The sequence below is a fragment of the Citrobacter sp. Cu231 genome, assembly GCF_030332265.1.
GTDB lineage: Bacteria > Pseudomonadota > Gammaproteobacteria > Enterobacterales > Enterobacteriaceae > Citrobacter > Citrobacter meridianamericanus.
Genome location: NZ_JAOWIE010000043.1, coordinates 85375 through 105429 on the forward strand (window position 1 = coordinate 85375; position 20055 = coordinate 105429).

Consider the following 20055-nt stretch of genomic DNA (forward strand, 5'->3'; position numbering starts at 1 on the left):
TGCAACAAATGCCCGTCAAATCCGTGACGGGCATTATTCTGAATTAAATTACCTTATACTTCTCAGCGAGAAAATTCTTACCAGGTATATTTAACACCAACGTTTGCAGCCCAGTCTTGATCAACATCACCGCCACCGAGGTAGTTAGCATCGGTGTAAGCACTGAAGTTCTTGGTGAAGCTGAACTGAGTACCCAGTCCAACACGTACCGCAGAACCTTCTACGCCATTGTCGATAGAGTCTCCGTTTACGTTAGAATCGTTGTTAGAGTCATCGTAAACATAGGCCAGTTTGAAGTACGGGGTCAGCGCCTGATCTTCGCTGTAGGCGAAGGTATAACCTGCATCTACACCCAGTTCATAACGCATGCTGTCATAAGACTGACCGTCAACTTTCATGTCGTTGCTCAGCTTATAGTCATCACCAGACTGGAACAGACCGGATACACTACCGTAAGGCGTCACGTAACCGGCATCACCCAGTTTCAGGTCGTAACCCAGTTTCAGGCCAAAGCCCCAGGCATCAGCAGAGGTGCTGCCATCAACATACTGACCGTTGCTCATGTTAGCAGACAGATCGTTGTTGAAGTGGGAGTAGCTTAAGTTACCGTCAACAAAGATGTTGTTGTCAAAGCGAGCAGAAGAGTAGATGTAGGCCGTCTGGCTGTCTTGATCCACCTGACCAGTACGGTCGCTCATATCACCTTTCGCAAAGCCTGCCGCAGCACCGACAATCCACTTAGCGTTGTTGCCATCGATTTTGGAATCAACACCGACCATGATGCCGCTGACATCCTGATCGTAGCTAATACTGCCGTTATCCGCGTCGAAGCTGCCGCCGAAGTAGCTTACCCATGCACCACCGTTATCTGCCAGACCATGACGAGCGTTAGTCAGACGAGTTCCAACGGTGTCTTGTTCCAGGTTCCAGATATTGGTGTTAGCAGACGGAATGCTCAGCGCCATGTTCGCGTAGTCGGTCAGCTCCATCTGCTGCAGAACAACGGTGTTACCCTGCTGCTGCGCCTGATAGGTGTAAGCACCCAGATCCGCTTTGTTAGCTGCAGAGAAGGTCGCAGTGCTGTTGGTGTCGTTAACATAAACCAGTTCTTTGCCTTTGTAATCAGCAATAGAACCAGTACCGGTCGCGTTATCGATACGTACTTTATAGTTACCAGTTGCAGCTGCAACGTGGTCACCATAGTTATCAACTTCAGACTGATCGTAGGAGGTGTCGGAATCGCCGTTACCATTGATAGTCAAGTGACCATCAGAGTTCATTGCGATCACGCCGTAACCATAGTTAGCCTGAGTTTTGTCGTTAGTACGGTCGTTGGTCAGGTCGGCATTCAACACATAGTTGGTACTGTTGATGTCGAAAACACCCGCATTAACATGGTTGTAAGCGTCGGTGTAGCTGGTCAGATTCAGCGTATCAACCTGCAGTGCATCACCTGTGCTGTTACCCACATCCAGAACACCATTGTTGGTTACGTTGATAGTATTTGCATACAGCGCAGCATCACCTACGCCCCAGCCAGCAGCAACATCATCCGCAATTGTGACGGTACTGTTGTCAATAGACAGGGTATCGGTCGCAACATGACCATCCTCGTTGATGTTCAGGGCAGAAGCACCGGTCAGCGCGATAGAGTCAGAAATCAGATCAGAATCGCCTACATTCACGACGGAACCACTGTTGATGCTCAGGGTATCAATCAGAGAAGTTTTGGTGGTATCCCACTGTGAAGCGCCGTTCAGCGTGACGTTGAACAGACCGCTCTGGTAGACGGCGTTGCCAACCACATGACCATTTTCATTATAAGAACTCGTATCGCTGTCAATACCGTAGGTTGAATCAGGCCACAGGCTATTGGCTGCAATATCAATCAGCGTAGCGGTAGCTTCTGTACCCGCAGTATAGCTGTCGTAAACACCATCGCCATCAACATCAACCTGATGTACGGACATCGCTGCGCCAACCCACTTGCTGCCGTTGTTCAGGGTCAGATCCAGACGGTCAGTACCGTCCCAACCATTGGTATCCAGATCGGCATCAGTATCACGGTAAGTATCAGCGCCGTTCGGGAAGAAGTTCTCATCGAAGTTGCTGGAGAACACCACGTCGCCCATCAGCGTGGAATTGTTAAAGGTGGCAGTAGTCTGCATCGCGTTGTCGGCATCTGGATGCGCAATAACAGCCAATGCAACATCATCAGCAGTATAAGAACCGCTGTAATCGCTTGCATTGCTGGTATTACCAAACCAGCCAGAAGTGCCTTCATCAGACCATGAACCTGAGGTCACAGTAGAATCACTGACAGCAATATTATTATTAAATACTTCGCTGCTGTTTACACCAGTACTAACGGTATTATCGTCAATATCTTCCCACTCGTAACCCTGAGTCAGCGTAATACCCGCAACGTGAGAGTTATTGGAGATAGACAGATCAACTTCCTGATCCAGAGTAATAGCCGTGCCCAGATTATAAACATCGACAACATGCGTATCAGCGGCGTCATTATACGTACCGTTGTAGGTATAATGTTCGTAGTTGTCATCGATAGTTGAATTAATGACGTTCATCGCCAGACGATCGTAGTAATAGTCGGTGCCCGTACGGTTAGCACAATCCGTGGTCATACACTCGGATGTCACCATGCCGTGAATAGTACTATTTTTAATCGTCAGGCTATTGTTATTGCTGTCAGCATAAACTCCATCATCCAGGTAATAAGTCGAAATAACGCCGTTGACAGTAGCGTTATTGATTACCGGATAAATATCACCGTTATAAATACTATCAGTGTCGTAATTATTCCAACCGACATATCCATCATAGTAAACGCCATCAGTATAAGATGCGTCGTTATAATGCGTGAAAGTAGTATAAGGAGTGCCAGAGATATCAGTGGAAGCATTCGCCTGAGAAGTGATTGCCAAAGTGCAGGCTAATGCTAATTGTGAGACTACAAGTTTCTTTTTCCAAGTGTGCATTTGTCATCCCTCCTCAGGGACGTAATATAGTTGATCCATCAATTATCAATGCATAGAAAACATTTTATGTTTCGCAGGAACGATTATGCGGCGTCATGGAGGAAAGGTTCAATTATTCTTTGCCCGTTGTCCGAAAACGGACAACACCACGAATGCCAACTTCTTTATTTAAGAAACAAAAAAATCATTACCTTCAATTAATTACGGACAACCAGTCGTTCAAAACATATTATTTACCAATGAATTACGATGCATACAAACAAATAACTAATAAATAGACGCATCTTATGCATCGGGATATAAAAGCAAACATATAGATATTTAAAATAATAAATAATAATAAACAACATAATGAATATGAATAAATGGCTCTAATGACTCAACCTTCCATCAAGGGAAATCCAGATATAACGCCAACTTTCGTAACCCCCTCGCCTTCAGGTTCGGGTATACTGCGATCTTCGATTCCACAAACATCAGGCATACTATGACAGACCTAATCCAACGCCCTCGCCGCCTGCGCAAATCTCCTGCGCTGCGCGCTATGTTTGAAGAGACAACACTCAGCTTAAATGACCTGGTGTTGCCGATCTTTGTTGAAGAAGAACTCGACGATTACAAAGCTATTGACGCCATGCCTGGCGTGATGCGTATTCCAGAGAAGCATCTGGCGCGCGAAATTGAACGCATTGCCAATGCGGGCATCCGTTCGGTCATGACTTTCGGCATTTCCCACCATACGGATGACACCGGCAGCGATGCCTGGAAAGAAGACGGTCTGGTGGCGCGCATGTCGCGTATCTGTAAACAGACCGTGCCGGAAATGATTGTCATGTCCGACACCTGTTTCTGTGAATACACCTCGCATGGCCACTGTGGTGTGTTATGCGATCACGGCGTTGATAACGATTTAACCCTTGCTAACCTCGGCAAACAAGCGGTCGTTGCCGCAGCAGCGGGTGCGGACTTCATTGCGCCTTCCGCCGCTATGGACGGTCAGGTGCAGGCGATTCGCCAGGCGCTGGATGCTGCGGGCTTCACCGATACCGCGATCATGTCCTACTCCACTAAGTTTGCCTCTTCTTTCTACGGCCCGTTCCGTGAAGCTGCAGGCACCGCTCTGAAGGGCGATCGTAAAACCTATCAGATGAACCCGATGAACCGCCGCGAGGCGATCCGTGAATCACTGCTGGATGAAGCCCAGGGCGCAGACTGCCTGATGGTAAAACCGGCTGGCGCATACCTCGATATTCTGCGCGATATTCGCGAGCGCACCGAGTTGCCGATTGGCGCTTATCAGGTCAGCGGCGAGTATGCGATGATTAAATTCGCAGCAATGGCGGGCGCTATTGATGAAGAGAAAGTGGTGCTGGAAAGCTTAGGGTCGATCAAACGCGCTGGCGCGGATCTGATCTTCAGCTACTTCGCACTGGATCTGGCTGAGAAAAAAATCCTGCGTTAATAACGTCGCCTTATCGGGCCTGCTTTTTCAGGCCCGATGAAAAAGCACCACCGGACTGTTAGCCTGCACGGAAGTAAGGCTTATCTCCCAGAATCGTTGCCCGATGCATAACGCGCCGCTGCGGTAGATAATCCGCATTCGCATAATGCTGTGTCACGCGATTATCCCAAATCGCGACATCGTTAGGCTGCCAGCGCCAGCGCACCTGGAACTCCGGTTTATTGATATGCGCGAACAGAAATCCCAGTAACGTCTCGCTCTCTTTTTCCATCACATCGACAATTCGCGTCGTAAATCCCTCATTCACAAACAGCGCCTGTTTTCCGCTTACCGGATGTGTGCGCACCACCGGATGCAACAGAGGCGGATGCTTCACTACCGCCTCCAGCCAGCGATGATGCTCCTCCTCCGTTTTGCGGTATTTATATTCCGGGAATGATTTACGGAAATCATGCTCTGCCCGCAGACCGCTCAGCAACTGACGCAAAGGCTCTGAAAGCGCCTCAAACGCAGCAATTCCGCTGGTCCACAGGGTATCGCCCCCGGTTGATGGCAGCTCTTTCGCCGCTAAAATCGCCCCGGCAGGCGGCGTGTCAATAAAGGTTACATCGGTGTGCCAGTTGTCGTTATCCGGGGGATTATCATTATGTGTATCCAGCACGATAATCTCTTCTACCCCTTCGGCATGCGGATAGACCGGATGAATATGCAGATCGCCGAAACGCAGCGCCAGCGTACGCTGCTGTTGCGGCGTAATCACCTGCTCACGCAGAAACACCACCTGGTGACGCAGTACTGCGTGATAAAGCTGCTCGAACTGGTTATCACTCAGCGGGCGCGCCAAATCCGCACCGGTAATTTGTGCGCCAATATACGGCCCCAGCGGGGTAATGATCAGACGTTCACTCATTGTACTTCTCCATGCCAGGGCGTCAGACGGCGCTGAAGCGCACGCAGACCCAGTTCTAAAATAAACGCGATAACGGCAATCACCGCGATCCCCGCCAGCACCACATCCGTTGCCAGAAACTCACCGGCTGACTGCACCATAAATCCTAAACCTCGCGTGGCGGCAATCAGCTCTGCGGCCACCAGCGTCGACCAGCCCACGCCAAGCCCGATCCGTAACCCGGTGAGTATGTCCGGCAATGCCCCCGGCAAAATAACAAACCACAGCACCTGCGCACGGCTGGCTCCCAGCGATTGAGCAGCACGTACTCTCACCTGCTGCGCGCTTTTGACCCCCGCCAGCGCAGACATTGCTACAGGGGCGAAAATCGCCAGATAGATCAGCAGGATCTTCGAGGTTTCACCGATGCCAAACCAAATGACCATCAGCGGTAGATAGGCCAGGGGCGGAACCGGACGATACAGCTCAATGATCGGATCGAGAATGCCGCGCATCGTCGGACTCAGTCCCATAGCGATTCCAACCGGAACGCCCAGCAGCACCGCCGCCAGCAGCGAGATAACAATACGTGTCAGACTCGCCGCCAGATGCTGCCACAGCGTGGCATCCATAAATCCCTGCGGACCGGCAATAACGATCAGCTTTTGCAAAACCTGCCCTGGTGGCGGCAAAAACAGCGGGCTGATTAACTGCAGCGCCGCCACAGTCCACCACAACACCAAAATGACGGCCAACGTACCAAGGCTTAAGGTAATCTGCCGCGAGAACGGCCAGCGCCAGTTGAGCGCGCGCTGGCGACGGGGTTTATCATTAATGACCACGCTCATGAAAATGCCTCCCGTTGTTCAAAGACTCGACCTAACACGTACTCGCGCATGGCGATAAACTGCGGATCGGACTTAATGCTGCGACTCGACTCTCCAGCCACAAAGCGACGGGCGAAATTCAGCGGCAGACGCTCCAGTACCCGGCCAGGGCCTGGCGATAGCAATACCAGCTCCGTTGCCATAAACACGGCTTCTTCAATATCGTGGGTAATCAACAGCACCTGTTTGCCCGTCTCATGCCACAGCTTCAGCAGCAGAGTTTGCATCTGCTCGCGAGTAAAAGCGTCGAGCGCGCCAAAGGGTTCATCCAGCAGCAACAGCTGCGGGTTGGCTGCCAGCGCCCGGGCAATACCGACGCGCTGCCGCTGTCCACCGGAAAGCTGCCAGATAAAACGTTTGCCCGCGTCCTCCAGCCCGACTTTCTGCAACATCTCCAGGGCAATACGCTGACGCTGTGGTTTATCCACCCCCGCTAGCTGCAGACCAAAAGCCACGTTGTCCTGCACGTTGCGCCAGGGCAGCAGGCCTTCGTTCTGGAACACGACTCCGCGATCTGCGCCGGGACCGTCAACTTTCTTGCCCGCCAACGTAATGCTACCGTGCTGATACGGCGCAAACCCGGCAATCAGATTTAACAACGTGGTTTTCCCGCAGCCGGAAGGTCCGAGTACTACCAGAAGTTCGCCGCTATCAAGCGTCAGGTTGATATCCTCCAGCGCCGGTTTTCCACCGTAGCTGGCGGCAAGATGTGAGATTTTCAGCATCAGTGCCTCCTTATTTATTGCACGAAGCGATCGGTCACGTACTGGCTGTAATCTGTCGCCACGGCGGGGACTTTGCCCTGCTCTTTAAGGAACTGCGCGGTGTCGATAATCGCTTTATTCACCGCTCCATTTAGTTCGGCAGTCTGCTGTTGCGGCGTCAGGTAAGCGTTACCTTTCACCAGCCCCGGTACATCCGCCTCCGGCACACCGCTTAAACGCGACAATTTACTGATATTTTCTGACTGCTTTAGCCACTCATCAGGATTGGCGATATAAGGTTGCTGCGCGTCGATAGCGCTTTTGGCAAAGGCTTTAACTACCTCTGGGTATTTCTCGGCAAAATCTTTGCGCACCACCCATACGTCCAGCGTCGGCGCGCCCCACTCGCCAACCTGCGATGAGTCGGTTAACACCCTGCCATCTTTTTCCAACGCATTGACCGCAGGCGCCCAGACGTACGCGCCATCAATGTCCCCACGCTGCCAGGCGGCAATAATTGCCGGTGGCTGCAGGTTCACAATCTCAACCTGACCGGGCTTGATGCCCCAGTGTTTTAACGCTGCCAACAGGCTGTAATGAGTAGTAGAGATAAACGGCACGGCAATGCGTTTACCTATCAAGTCTTGCGGTTTACTGATATTTTTCTTCACCACCAGCGCTTCAGAATTGCCAAGTTTTGATGCCAGCAGGAAAACCTCAATCGGCACCTGCTGACTGGCTGCTACCGCCAGCGGACTGGAGCCAAGATTACCGATCTGCACGTCGCCGGAGGCCAGCGCCCGGACGATGCTCGCGCCGCTGTCAAATTTGCGCCAGTCAACAGTCGCGCCGCTCTCCTTCGCAAAAGTGTTATCCGCCTGCGCCACTTTGGCGGGTTCGGCGGAGGTCTGATAAGCGACGGTGACGTTCACCGCCTGTGCCTGAAATGCGATGAATGCCAGTACGCCGAGAAATGCGTTACGCGATGAAATAGCCATGATTTTCTGTTCCCCTGTCTTGTTATGGGGGCAGTATTTCGTTGCGGCACAATTTGATAAAGGAATTAAAAATTCTGGCTAAGAACAAAGCGTTTTTAGAAAAAAAGCGGCAATGCTTATACACAAAATCATTCAAGATACGTTGAGGCGGTAACGGAAGCCCCCCAGGAGCATAGATAACTATGTGACTGGGGTTTCTGACAAATCTGCCGGGAGCAGATTTGAACGCTGTTTGCAGCGGCCCCATAAGGGGCGAGGCCCAGGGATGGGCCGAGTAATCCGCAGCCAACAATGAGGCAGCTTGAAGGATGCCTTGTATTGCGATTTTGTTACATTCGTTACATAACTGCACCTGGATGATTGCCAGCGCGGCGCTGGCAGGCATCATAGACTGCATTATCAGGCAAGAGAGCAATATCATGATTCATGTTGTGCTGGTGGATGACCATGTGGTGGTGCGTTCCGGCTTTGCGCAATTACTCAGTCTCGAAGACGATCTCAACGTTACCGGTCAGTACAGCAGCGCAGCTCAGGCGTGGCCTGCGTTACTGCATGATGACGTAAACGTTGCGGTGATGGATATCGCCATGCCGGATGAAAATGGTCTGAGCCTGTTAAAACGACTGCGAGCACAAAAGCCCGGTTTTCGCGCCATTATTCTCAGCATTTATGACTCTCCCACATTTGTGCAAAGCGCGCTGGATGCCGGCGCCAGCGGTTATCTGACCAAACGCTGCGGACCAGAGGAACTGGTGCAGGCGGTACGTTCAGTCGGTATGGGCGGGCATTACCTGTGCGCCGACGCGCTGCGGGCGCTACGCGGCGGCGAACAACCCGCACGGGTCCTGGAGGTACTTACCCCCCGCGAGCGCGAAGTGTTTGATCTGCTGGTCAAAGGCGACAGCGTGAAAGAGATAGCCTTCAAGCTCGATCTCAGCCATAAAACGGTGCATGTTCATCGCGCGAACGTGCTGGGCAAACTGCAATGCCACAGCACCATCGATCTGGTGCATTTTGCCCTCGACCACCAGTTGCTGACGGGGCATTAATGTCGCGTAACCTTCGTCATTGGGTTATTTCTCTGTTTATTCTGCTGGCCTGGGGATCGGGCTGGCTGATGCTGTGGACGCTGGGTTTTTACCTGACCCACAACGGCCAGCAGGCGGCGCTATTCCTGCCGCACGGCGTCTATCTCGCGCTGCTCATCCTGCTTTCTCGCCGTTACTGGCCCGCGCTGATATTGCCGCCGGTGCTGATGTTGTTCTGGCTGCACAGCGAGCAATTATTGAGCGGCTATATCCTGCTGGCTGCGCCGTTTATTAGCCTTATTCCGGCAAGCATCGGCCAGTCATACTGGCACCGCTTCCCCCTTTACTGGCAGCGCTTAACGCTACTGCTGGCTGCGGTGACGCTTACCTCATTGCTCAATACCGCCCTGCTTTCACCATTTATCCAAAGCCCGGCAACGTTAATTGGCCTGGCGTCATTTACCGGTGGCGTGCTGCTGACGCCGTTTGTCTATCTGATCTATGAATTTCTGCGCCAGCAGCACCGCTATCATCTGCTCGGGTTGGATACCACCAATCCCCCGCTGCGCACCTCACTTATCATCTGGTGCAGTCTGTTTTTTATTATTGGCATTGGCACCCAGATGGTGCTGTCACCAGAGATTGAGCGTCTGCTGCTGATCGTGGTGTTCCTACCGAACGTGGTGATGGCATGGAAATTCGGCTGGCAGGGCGGCGTGTTGTCCGGATTGCTCGGCAGTATGATGATCACTATCGCCCGGCAAATCGGCGTCGGGTTCAGTAATTTACTGGAGCTGGAGATTTTCCTCGCCACCCAGGCGCTGCTGGGCATCGGGCTTGGGATCGCTATCAGCCGCCAGCAACATCTTGCACAAAACCTGCACCATTATCGCCAGCGTCTGGAAGCCGAACTGGCGGCACGCCGCGAGCTGACCGAGCAACTGATCCGCACCGAAGAAAATACGCGCAAAAGCCTGGCGCGGGAACTGCATGACGAAATTGGTCAGAATATCACCGCCATTCAAATTCAGTCGCAGCTGGTCAAACGCGCGCCGGGACGCGAGCAAACGCTTGTGGCGGCAAATCAGATCAACGACCTTGCCCGGCGTATTCACCACTCCACCCGCCAGCTGCTGCGCCAACTGCGCCCGCCCGCGCTCGATGAACTGGCCTTTAAAGATGCCCTGCATCACCTGGTGAATGAATTTGCCTTTGCCGAACGAGGCATTCGCTGTTGGTTTGACTATCAGCTTGAAAATACGCCAGAAAATGAAACGGTGCGCTTCACACTGTATCGGCTGCTGCAGGAGTTACTCAACAACGTCTGTAAACATGCCGACGCCAGCGAAGTATCGATTACGCTGCGTCAGCAGGAACAGCGCTTGTTTCTGGAAGTCGCTGACAACGGCGTGGGCATTCTGCCGGAAAAAATTCCCGGTTTCGGTATTCAGGGGATGCGTGAGCGGGTCAGCGCTCTTGGCGGCGAACTGACGCTCGAATCGAACGGTGGCACACGGGTAATTGTTAACCTGCCCACAAATTTGCAACAAATCAGCCGCTAACCAGGAAAAAGTCTTAGCCACTCTGGACTTTCTCTCATCCTCTTTTGCTTTCACTTTCCTATAGTCAGCACAAACGGAGACAGCCATGCACGCACGCTCAGCCAGCGAAACAGACCAACAATACCGGGCGCTACGCCCTCGGCTGCTGATGTGTATGGTAATTGGTTACGCCGCGTTTTATCTGACACGCAAAAGCGTCAACTACGTTCTCCCGGCGCTGCAAACGGACCTCGGTCTGGATAAAAGCGATATCGGCCTGTTGGGGTCGCTGTTTTACCTGACCTATGGCCTGTCGAAATTTACCGCCGGACTGTGGCACGACAGCCACGGACAGCGCGCATTTATGGGCATCGGCCTTTTCGCCACCGGCGTTTTGAATGTGCTGTTCGCCTTTGGTGAATCGCTAACGCTGCTGCTGGTGGTGTGGACACTAAACGGTTTTTTCCAGGGTTGGGGCTGGCCTCCCTGCGCCCGACTGCTGACTCACTGGTACTCGCGCAACGAACGCGGATTCTGGTGGGGCTGCTGGAATATGTCGATCAACATGGGTGGGGCAATTATCCCGCTGATAAGCGCCTTTGCCGCCCACTGGTGGGGCTGGCAGGCGGCGATGCTGGCACCGGGGATTATCAGCATGGCGTTAGGCATTTGGCTCACCCTGCAACTGAAAGGCACGCCCCGGGAAGAGGGATTACCAACGGTTGGAGAATGGCGACACGACCCGCTGGAACTGCGCCAGGAACAGCAAAGCCCGCCGATGGGACTGTGGCAAATGTTGCGCACCACCATGCTGAAGAACCCGATGATCTGGCTGCTCGGCGTGTCGTATGTGCTGGTCTATTTGATCCGTATTGCGCTTAATGACTGGGGCAATCTCTGGCTGACAGAAAGCCACGGCGTGAATCTGCTCAGCGCCAATGCCACGGTGATGCTGTTTGAGGTCGGCGGCTTGTTCGGCGCGCTGTTTGCCGGATGGGGATCAGATCTGCTGTTCAGCGGTCAGCGTGCGCCGATGATTTTGTTGTTCACGTTGGGGCTGATGGTCTCTGTCGCCGCGCTGTGGCTGGCACCGGTACACCACTACGCACTACTGGCAATGTGTTTCTTTACGGTGGGCTTTTTTGTGTTTGGCCCACAGATGTTGATTGGCCTCGCGGCGGTGGAGTGCGGACACAAGGCGGCGGCAGGTTCAATCACCGGTTTTCTCGGACTGTTCGCCTATCTGGGGGCCGCGCTTGCGGGTTGGCCGCTGTCGCTGGTCATAGAACACTACGGCTGGTCGGGAATGTTCAGTTTGCTCTCGGTCGCTGCTGTCTTTATGGGTTTATTGCTAATGCCGCTGCTCATTGCGGGTATTACCCCTTCTCTCAGTCAAAGGATAAAACAATGAAACTGACGCTTACCTCTACCCTGATTGCTTCCGCTCTGACGCTGGCGGCCTTCAGCAATGCCGCTCAGGCGCAGGGCCGTCTGGTGGTGTATTGCAGCGCCACTAACGAGATGTGCGAAACCGAAACCAAGGCCTTCGGTGAAAAATATGACGTGAAAACCTCATTCATTCGCAACGGCTCGGGCAGTACGCTGGCAAAAGTGGATGCCGAGAAGAAAAACCCGCAGGCGGATGTCTGGTACGGCGGGACGCTGGATCCGCAGTCCCAGGCCGGTGAAATGGGTCTGCTGCAGCCCTATAAATCCCCCAATCTCGAACAGATCATGGAGAAATTCCGCGATCCCGCGAAGGTGAAAGGCAACCTGTCCTCTGCGGTTTACGTCGGTATTCTGGGTTTTGGCGTCAATACCCAGCGCCTGAAAGAGAAAAATCTGCCGGTGCCAAAATGCTGGAAAGATCTGACCAAACCGGAATACAAAGGCGAAATCCAGATTGCTGACCCACAAAGCTCCGGTACCGCCTACACCGCGCTGGCGACTTTTGCCCAACTGTGGGGTGAAGATCAGGCCTTTGACTACCTGAAACAGCTCAACGCCAACGTCTCTCAATACACTAAATCAGGCATTGCCCCAGCGCGTAACGCCGCACGTGGCGAAACAGCGATTGGTATTGGCTTCCTGCACGACTACTCGCTGGAAAAAGAACAGGGCGCACCGCTGGAGCTAATTTCACCGTGCGAAGGTACTGGCTATGAGATCGGCGGCGTCAGCATTCTGAAAGGCGCGCGCAACCTCGATAACGCCAAACTTTTCGTTGACTGGGTACTGTCAAAAGATGCTCAGGAACTGGCGTGGAAGAAAGGCAAGTCCTATCAGATCCTGACCAACACCACCGCCGAGACGTCTCCTAACTCGCTGAAACTCGACGACCTGAAGCTTATCAATTACGACATGGATAAGTACGGCTCAACCGATGTCCGTAAAGCGTTGATCAATAAGTGGGTCAGCGAAGTGAAGATGGGTAAATAAACCTACATCGGCGATCATTTGCCGGGTGCGGCGTAAATACCGCATCCGGCCTGGAATACCGGAACCGCTATGTCACACACACTTGCACTCCATCCCGTGAAAAAACGGGATGCGATATTTCTTTGGGTTTTGCTTGGCTGGCTGGCGTTTGCCCTGTTACCAAGCTGGAGCCTGGACTACGGCCTGCTGGAGTCGACGCGCGAGGAAATACTCGCCGCCTACGGTTGGTCACAGTTCAATATCAGTTGGTTATGGTATCTGCTGCCGAGCCTGCTGCTGGTACGTCCGTTCCATGAGGCCAGGCGCGAACAGCGCGGCCGCCATTATCTTGACGCAGGCTGGGCATTCTTCTGTATGGCGTTTATCGTCGCCAGCGCGACTCTTGAGGGGCGCGGCTTAGGCTATGCCACCATTGTGCTGTTTGTGGCACTTGGCGCGATCATGACCCTGGCACTCACCCGTCTGGAATGGCTGGGCGGCGACCGTTTCGTCATCGGTTCGCTCACCGCGATTGTCGCGCTAATCGGTATTTTTATCGTCTGGCCGAGCATCGCTATTTTTATTCCGATGTTCACCAACGACGCCGGAGAATTTGCCCCGCTGGCATTTATGAATGTGCTGTCTCAGGCGCATATCATTCAGGTGATCCTCAACTCGATTATGCTGTCGATTGCCGTCGGCGTCGGCTGCACCTTCTTTGGCCTGGTGCTGGCTATCTACACTACCCGGATCGCCAAACGCAGCGCCATTATCGGACGAATTTTCTCGATTCTGCCGATCGTCACCCCGCCGTTTGTTGTGGGGTTAGGCGTCACGCTGATGATGGGGCGATCCGGTTACATCACCGAATTTATGGTCGAATGGTTTGGCTTAACCAACACCAACTGGCTGTACGGTTTTACCGGCATCTGGCTGGCGCAAGTACTGGCCTTCACGCCGATGGCATTTATGATCCTCGACGGGGCGATTAAAACCATTCATCCGTCGCTGGAAGAGGCCTCTTACACCCTGCGCGCCAGCCGCTGGCAGACCTTTAACGGCGTGTTTGTCCCGCTACTGAAACCAGCACTGGCCAACGCCTTTTTGATTGTGGTGGTGCAATCGCTGGCTGACTTCAGTAACCCGCTGGTGCTCGGCGGAAACTTCGACGTGCTGGCAACGCAAATCTACTTCTACATCACCGGTTCTCAGCTCGACTACCAGGCCGCCAGTACGCTGGGCGCATTCCTGCTGCTATTCTCACTGCTGGTGTTCTGCGTGCAGTACATGTGGATTGGTAAACGCTCGTACGTCACCGTTTCCGGTAAATCCTACCGGGGCGACGTACAGCCACTGCCGGTGACGCTGGTGTGGAGCGTGGTCGCGCTGCTGGCAGTGTGGATTGCCTTTAACGCCCTGTTGTACGGCAGCATTTTCTACGGCAGTTTCACCGTTAACTGGGGCGTGGACTACACGCTGACGCTGGCGAACTTTACCAAACTGTTCGGCCAGGGGATGAGCGACGGCGCGTGGCCTTCACTGCTCGACACCCTGCTCTACGCCGGGATTGCCGCGCCGATCACTGCTATCTTCGGCCTGCTGATCGCCTGGATTGTGGTGCGCCAGCAGTTTAAGGGCAAAAAGACCATCGAATTCACCACTATGTTGTGCTTTGCCGTTCCGGGCACCGTCGCGGGCGTGTCGTACATTCTGGCCTTTAACAGCGCCCCGGTGTACCTCACTGGTACGGCGGCGATTGTCATTATCTCGATGGTAATGCGTAACGTCCCGGTCGGTATTCGGGCAGGTATCGCGGGCTTAGGCCAGATCGATAAATCACTGGATGAAGCTTCGCTTAGCCTGCGCGCTGGCTCGTTGCGGACCATTACGCACATCCTGCTGCCGCTGCTGCGCCCGGCGATCCTCTCGGCGCTGATCTACAGCTTTGTGCGCGCCATTACTACCGTCAGCGCCATTGTGTTCCTCGTCACGCCGGATACCCGCGTAGCCACAGCCTATATCCTTAACCGCGTGGAAGACGGCGAATACGGCGTGGCGATTGCCTACGGTTCTATTCTGATCGTGGTGATGCTGGCGATTATTTTCATCTTTGACTGGCTGATCGGTGAATCACGAACCTCCCGTTCAAAAGCCAAAAACCAGGCGTAATGGAGCGCACTATGACTCAGAAAAATTTCGTTGAACTGCGCAACGTCACCAAACGATTTGACAGCAACACGGTTATCGACAATATCAATCTCACCATTCCGCAGGGACAAATGGTCACGCTGCTCGGCCCGTCCGGCTGTGGCAAAACCACCATTTTGCGCCTGGTCGCCGGGCTGGAAAAACCGAGCGAAGGACAGATTTTCATTGATGGCGAAGACGTCACCCATCGCTCAATTCAGCAGCGTGATATCTGTATGGTGTTTCAGTCTTATGCCCTGTTCCCGCATATGTCGCTGGGAGAGAACGTTGGTTATGGCCTGAAGATGCTCGGTGTGTCCCGCGCTGAGGTGAAATCCCGCGTCAAAGAGGCGCTGGCGATGGTCGATCTGGAGGGGTTCGAAGAACGCTATGTTGATCAGATCTCCGGCGGTCAGCAGCAGCGCGTGGCACTGGCGCGCGCACTGATCCTCAAACCGAAAGTGCTGCTGTTTGATGAACCGTTAAGTAACCTCGACGCCAACCTGCGTCGCAGCATGCGCGACAAGATCCGCGAACTGCAAAAGCAGTTTGATATCACCTCGTTGTACGTCACCCACGATCAAAGCGAAGCCTTTGCGGTTTCCGATACCGTGCTGGTGATGAACAAGGGACACATCATGCAGATCGGTTCACCGCAGGATCTCTATCGCCAGCCCGCCTCGCGCTTTATGGCAAGCTTTATGGGTGATGCCAACTTGTTCCCGGCCACCTTCAGTGACCAATACGTTGATATCTACGGCTATCACCTGCCGCGCCCGTTGCACTTTGGTACGCAAGGCGAAGGTATGGTCGGCGTGCGCCCGGAAGCGATCACGCTCAGCGATCGCGGCGAAGAGAGTCAGCGCTGCGTGATCCGCCACGTGGCCTATATGGGCCCCCAGTATGAAGTCACGGTGGAATGGCACGGGCAGGAGATCTTATTACAGGTCAACGCCACACGTCTGCAGCCGGACGTCGGCGAGCAGTATTATCTCGAAATCCACCCGTACGGCATGTTTGTTCTGGCGGATGCGGCATGATTTATGCCGGGTGGCGCTGCGCTTACCCGGCATTATTCTTAGCGCTGCGCGTTCAGCTCAGCAATATCTTTCGGCGTGGTGCGACAGCACCCGCCAATCAACCGGGCGCCAGCGGCCTGCCACTGCGGCAGATAATCTGCAAGATGCGCACAATGCTCACCGTGATGATGCCAGGTTTTGCTCGCGGCATCGTAGTGCTCACCCGAGTTCGGATACACCACCAGCGGCAGCGTCGTTAAGCTGTGTAAATGCTGCAACGCGGCGGTGGTGTTTTCCAGCGCAATGCAGTTAATCCCTAACGCCACCACCTGCGGATAACCCGACAGCAGCGCGACTACGTCACGCAGCGGCGTACCGTCACTCAGGTGCTCGCTGTCGCGCAGGGTAAACGAGAACCACGCCCGTGCGCGCGGATACGCTGTCAGCAGCTCAGCCAGTGCGCGAATTTCGGCAAAATTTGGCAGGGTTTCACAGGCTAACAGATCGGCCCCGGCATCCAGCAAGGCTTCCACGCGCGGGCGGTGAAACGCCTGAAACTCTTCAGCGCTACATTGGTAATCACCACGGTATTCAGAACCGTCCGCCAGATATGCGCCGTAAGGCCCGACGGATCCTGCTACCAGCAGCGTGCCTGCCTGCGGGTTCTCGGCCAGATACGCTTCACGGGCTTTACGCGCCAGCTCCACGCTTTTACCAATTAGCGCTTTCGACTGCGCTTCATCCAGACCACGGGCGGCAAACCCCGCCGGTGTCGCCTGATAGCTGGCGGTGATCGCACACTGCGCCCCCGCCCGGTAGTAATCGAGATGGACTTCGCGGATAAGCTCCGGATTTTCGACCAGCACTTTGGCTGACCACAGGCTATCAGCTAAGTTACAGCCACGCGCTTCCAGCTCCGTCGCCATCGCACCATCGAGCAGCAGGAAATCCTGTTTATCGAGGATGGCGCTTAACGGATTATTCTGCGACATGTTCGGGCTCCTGTTTGGCTTTACGCGGTTGAGTAAGGAAATAGGCACCATAACACACCGCCACAAACGGTAACCCGCACCACAGCGCAATTCTCTGCGCTGGATCGAATGCCAGCCCGACACAAGCCACCAGACACAGCATAAATCCCAGTACCGGCACCAGTGGATACCACGGCGCGCGATAATGTAATTCACTCAATGCCTTACCCTGCTGCAGATGACGGCGGCGAAAGACGAAGTGCGAAGCGCAAATGCTCAGCCACACCGCCACCACTGCGAACCCGGAGATTGCCGACAGCGCGACAAATACCGTATCCGGGGCCACCACGCTGGAAAATAGCGCCAGTACGCCGCCAAGCATACTGACCGACAGCGCCGTCAGCGGCACGCCATTTTTCGTCACTCGGGCAAAACAGGCTGGCAGCGTGCGTTCATTCGATAGCGACCACAGCATGCGCCCGGAGGCATACAGCCCGGAGTTCGCCGCGGAAAGAATAGCCGTCAGGATCACGAAGTTAAAAATATCGGCGGCGTAAGGAATCCCCACCTTTTCAAACACCAGCACAAACGGGCTTTTCTCCACGCCCGCCTGCTGCATCGGGATCAGCGCCGCCAGCACAAACACGGTGCCGATAAAGAAAATAATCAGTCGCGCGATGGTAGTACGGATCGCCACCGGAATGACCTTGCGCGGGTTTTCTGTTTCTCCGGCGGCAATACCGATAAGCTCGGTTCCCGAAAAAGCAAAATTCACCGCCACCATCGTCATCAGGATCGGTAAGCCACCGTGTGGAAACCAGCCTTCCGCCGTGATATTACTCAGTCCAGGCGCGGGCGAGCCATCCTGCATCGGGATAAAACCAAAAATCGCCGCCCCACCGAGAATAATAAAAGCGATGATGGTGACCACTTTCACCAGCGAGAACCAGAACTCCCCTTCGGCAAAAAAGCGCGTGGAGATGACGTTCAGACCAAAAATAATCGCGCAGAACACCACGCACCAGACCCATACAGGCACCTGTGGAAACCAGTATTGCATACAGAATCCGGCGGCGGTAAAACTCGAACCCAGCGCGACAGTCCAGGTCAGCCAGTAGAGCCAGGCCACGGTATATCCTGTTGCGGGGCCGAGATAACGCGCAGCATAGACGTGAAACGCCCCGGTCTCCGGCATCGCGACCGACAGCTCGCCCAGACACTGCATAACCAACCAGACCACCAGCGCGCCAATCAGATAGGCCAGTAGCGTTCCCGCCGCCCCGGTGGTGGAGATGATGTACCCGGTATTGAAGAATAACCCTGTGCCAATCACGCCGCCTAAGGAGAGCATTATCAGGTGACGCGTTTTCATTGTGCGCTTCAGTGGCGCATTTTGTTGTGCTGTTTGCATATAACCTTCTAAACGTATGGACATCTAAACATCCAAAGAAGGTTTGTTATACCGCGTTTGTTAACAGAATGCAAAGTCAACCCTGCACCAGGCGCAGATGCCCGCGCCGGGCGCTTAAGATCGGGTGGGGATTAATAATCAAATACAAAAAGGGCCGCCAGCTCATAACGCCTCCGTTGCCAGGCTTTATGTAAACTCTGGCAACGTCCTCACCGACTGGCGTTCACCCGGAAGTGGGAACCGTATCTCCCTGCTCATACTACCGAATGAGCGCTTAAGCACCGCTGGCCGGGATCGGCATCTGCGATTTGCGGCTCATCAGAATAAATACCGCCAGCCCTGCCAGCAATATCCCCGGCGCAGAAGCCGCCATCACCCCCACCGTTCCGGTGCCGAGCGCTAACATTTTTCCTGCCAACAACGGACCACTCATCGCACCCAGACGCCCGACGGCAACAGCGGTACCCACGCCGGTGGCGCGGATCTGCGTGTTGTAAAACAGCGGTGCCAGCGCATACAACACGCTTTGCCCGCCGGTGGCAAACATCCCCGCCACAAATCCGGCCATCAACATGCCGCTCAATGACGATACCGTGCCCAGCGCCAGCAGAGATGCCAGCATCCCGGTGTAGATCAGCAGCGACATGACCACCGGGCGCAGTTTGTCCATTAACGCCCCGAGGATTAAGGTGCCGCTGGCTGCGCCAATTTGCAGGGCAAACATCACGCCCGCCGCCTGCGAGGGCTCAAAACCCTGCCCGACCAACAGCATCGGCAGCCAGTTGATCAGCATATACACCACCAGGAGGGTGAAGAAATAGCATAGCCACAGCAACAGCGTGGCGGTGGCCGTCGCTGGCGCAAACAGGGCGCGCAGCGGTGCGGCGGCAACCTGCGTTTGTTGGGCGTAAACCTGTGATTCCGGCAGCCAGCGCATCAACAGCGGCACCAGCAGCAGCGGGATCGCCCCGCCGACCCAGAACACCGTTTGCCAGGCTGAAGCCAGGCCGCTAAACCCGAGCGCCGCCGCCAGCGCCGCGCCAATCGGCACGCCGCAGTACATCAGGCTTACCGCCGTACCGCGAAAACGCGGACCCGCCGCCTCGGAAGTCAGCGCAATCAGATTCGGCAACGCCGCGCCCAGCCCGACGCCGGTCATCAGACGTGCAAACACCAGCGATGAGAAATTCCAGGAAACCGCTGTTGCCAGCGAGAAAAGGCCGAACAGCGCCACGGAGGCAATAAGAATGCGTTTGCGGCCATAGCGATCGGCCAGCATGCCGCCCACCAGCGCGCCGGGCAGCAGCCCGAGAATGCCCGCGCTGAAGATCCAGCCCATTTGCATTTTATCCAATGCAAACGCATGGGCGATACCGACAGCAGCGATCCCGGCGGCCTGTAAATCCAGTCCTTCCATCAGGGCGACTAAAAAACACAACCCGACGGTCAATGTCAGGCGGGATGAGGATGCGGGGGTACGAGTAGTCATAAGATGTACCTCTGAGGTCACGATGCAGGTGAATCGCGGCTGATACATTGCC

At 54.5% G+C, this 20055-nt stretch carries 15 protein-coding genes; 7 read left to right on the plus strand and 8 right to left on the minus strand.

What is annotated here, in order from left to right; genetic code table 11:
- Window positions 1–77 precede the first annotated feature (77 nt).
- Window positions 78–2999 (minus strand): autotransporter adhesin EhaB, encoded by a 2922-nt coding sequence (gene ehaB, locus OGY15_RS17035; protein ID WP_286540255.1) that lies wholly within the window; start codon window positions 2997–2999, stop codon window positions 78–80.
- Window positions 3000–3486: 487 nt separating this feature from the next.
- On the opposite strand from ehaB, the gene hemB reads away from it, so the two are divergent.
- Complete coding sequence (hemB, locus tag OGY15_RS17040; protein ID WP_042310217.1) at window positions 3487–4461, plus strand: porphobilinogen synthase; 975 nt, start codon at window positions 3487–3489, stop codon at window positions 4459–4461.
- Between the two features lie 58 nt (window positions 4462–4519).
- On the opposite strand, the gene tauD is transcribed toward hemB, so the two are convergent.
- The 4 genes from tauD to tauA are packed head-to-tail and all read right to left on the minus strand — an operon-like array spanning window position 4520 to window position 7939.
- Entirely contained in the window at window positions 4520–5371 is an 852-nt protein-coding gene (gene tauD, locus OGY15_RS17045) for a taurine dioxygenase (RefSeq protein ID WP_286540258.1), read from the minus strand.
- The gene (tauC, locus tag OGY15_RS17050) at window positions 5368–6198 is read right to left on the minus strand and encodes a taurine ABC transporter permease TauC (protein WP_278238060.1); all 831 of its coding nucleotides are present in this window, start codon (window positions 6196–6198) and stop codon (window positions 5368–5370) included. Before tauC ends, tauD begins: the two co-directional genes overlap by 4 nt.
- Window positions 6195–6962, minus strand: coding sequence for a taurine ABC transporter ATP-binding subunit (tauB, locus tag OGY15_RS17055; RefSeq protein WP_210904702.1), 768 nt, complete (start codon window positions 6960–6962; stop codon window positions 6195–6197). Before tauB ends, tauC begins: the two co-directional genes overlap by 4 nt.
- Window positions 6963–6976: 14 nt before the next feature.
- Complete coding sequence (gene tauA / locus OGY15_RS17060) at window positions 6977–7939, minus strand: taurine ABC transporter substrate-binding protein (protein WP_210904701.1); 963 nt, start codon at window positions 7937–7939, stop codon at window positions 6977–6979.
- A 419-nt stretch (window positions 7940–8358) separates the two neighbouring features.
- On the opposite strand from tauA, the gene OGY15_RS17065 reads away from it, so the two are divergent.
- The 6 genes from OGY15_RS17065 to fbpC all read left to right on the plus strand — a co-directional run bounded on the left by OGY15_RS17065 (window position 8359) and on the right by fbpC (window position 16153).
- Window positions 8359–8988 (plus strand): response regulator transcription factor, encoded by a 630-nt coding sequence (locus OGY15_RS17065; RefSeq protein WP_151218773.1) that lies wholly within the window; start codon window positions 8359–8361, stop codon window positions 8986–8988.
- A complete protein-coding gene (locus OGY15_RS17070) occupies window positions 8988–10529 on the plus strand; it encodes an MASE1 domain-containing sensor histidine kinase (protein WP_151224834.1) in 1542 nt (513 codons plus the stop codon). The genes OGY15_RS17065 and OGY15_RS17070 overlap by 1 nt, the downstream gene beginning before the upstream one ends.
- An 85-nt stretch (window positions 10530–10614) precedes the next feature.
- Window positions 10615–11919 (plus strand): MFS transporter family glucose-6-phosphate receptor UhpC, encoded by a 1305-nt coding sequence (gene uhpC / locus OGY15_RS17075; RefSeq protein ID WP_151224833.1) that lies wholly within the window; start codon window positions 10615–10617, stop codon window positions 11917–11919.
- Window positions 11916–12947, plus strand: coding sequence for an ABC transporter substrate-binding protein (locus OGY15_RS17080; protein ID WP_003021397.1), 1032 nt, complete (start codon window positions 11916–11918; stop codon window positions 12945–12947). Before uhpC ends, OGY15_RS17080 begins: the two co-directional genes overlap by 4 nt.
- Before the next feature lie 69 nt (window positions 12948–13016).
- On the plus strand, window positions 13017–15095 hold the full coding sequence (locus OGY15_RS17085; protein WP_151218575.1) for an ABC transporter permease: 2079 nt from the start codon (window positions 13017–13019) through the stop codon (window positions 15093–15095).
- 11 nt (window positions 15096–15106) lie between these two features.
- The gene (fbpC, locus tag OGY15_RS17090) at window positions 15107–16153 is read left to right on the plus strand and encodes a ferric ABC transporter ATP-binding protein (RefSeq protein ID WP_286540265.1); all 1047 of its coding nucleotides are present in this window, start codon (window positions 15107–15109) and stop codon (window positions 16151–16153) included.
- A 38-nt stretch (window positions 16154–16191) separates the two neighbouring features.
- Here fbpC and mmuM read toward each other — a convergent pair whose 3' ends face one another.
- The 3 genes from mmuM to mhpT form a co-directional block, all read right to left on the minus strand.
- Window positions 16192–17124, minus strand: coding sequence for a homocysteine S-methyltransferase (gene mmuM, locus OGY15_RS17095; protein WP_187252945.1), 933 nt, complete (start codon window positions 17122–17124; stop codon window positions 16192–16194).
- Window positions 17111–18514, minus strand: a complete 1404-nt coding sequence (gene mmuP / locus OGY15_RS17100) for an S-methylmethionine permease (RefSeq protein ID WP_151218572.1) — start codon at window positions 18512–18514, stop codon at window positions 17111–17113. The genes mmuM and mmuP overlap by 14 nt, the downstream gene beginning before the upstream one ends.
- A 274-nt stretch (window positions 18515–18788) precedes the next feature.
- Entirely contained in the window at window positions 18789–20003 is a 1215-nt protein-coding gene (gene mhpT / locus OGY15_RS17105) for a 3-(3-hydroxy-phenyl)propionate transporter MhpT (protein WP_151218571.1), read from the minus strand.
- Window positions 20004–20055 lie beyond the last annotated feature (52 nt).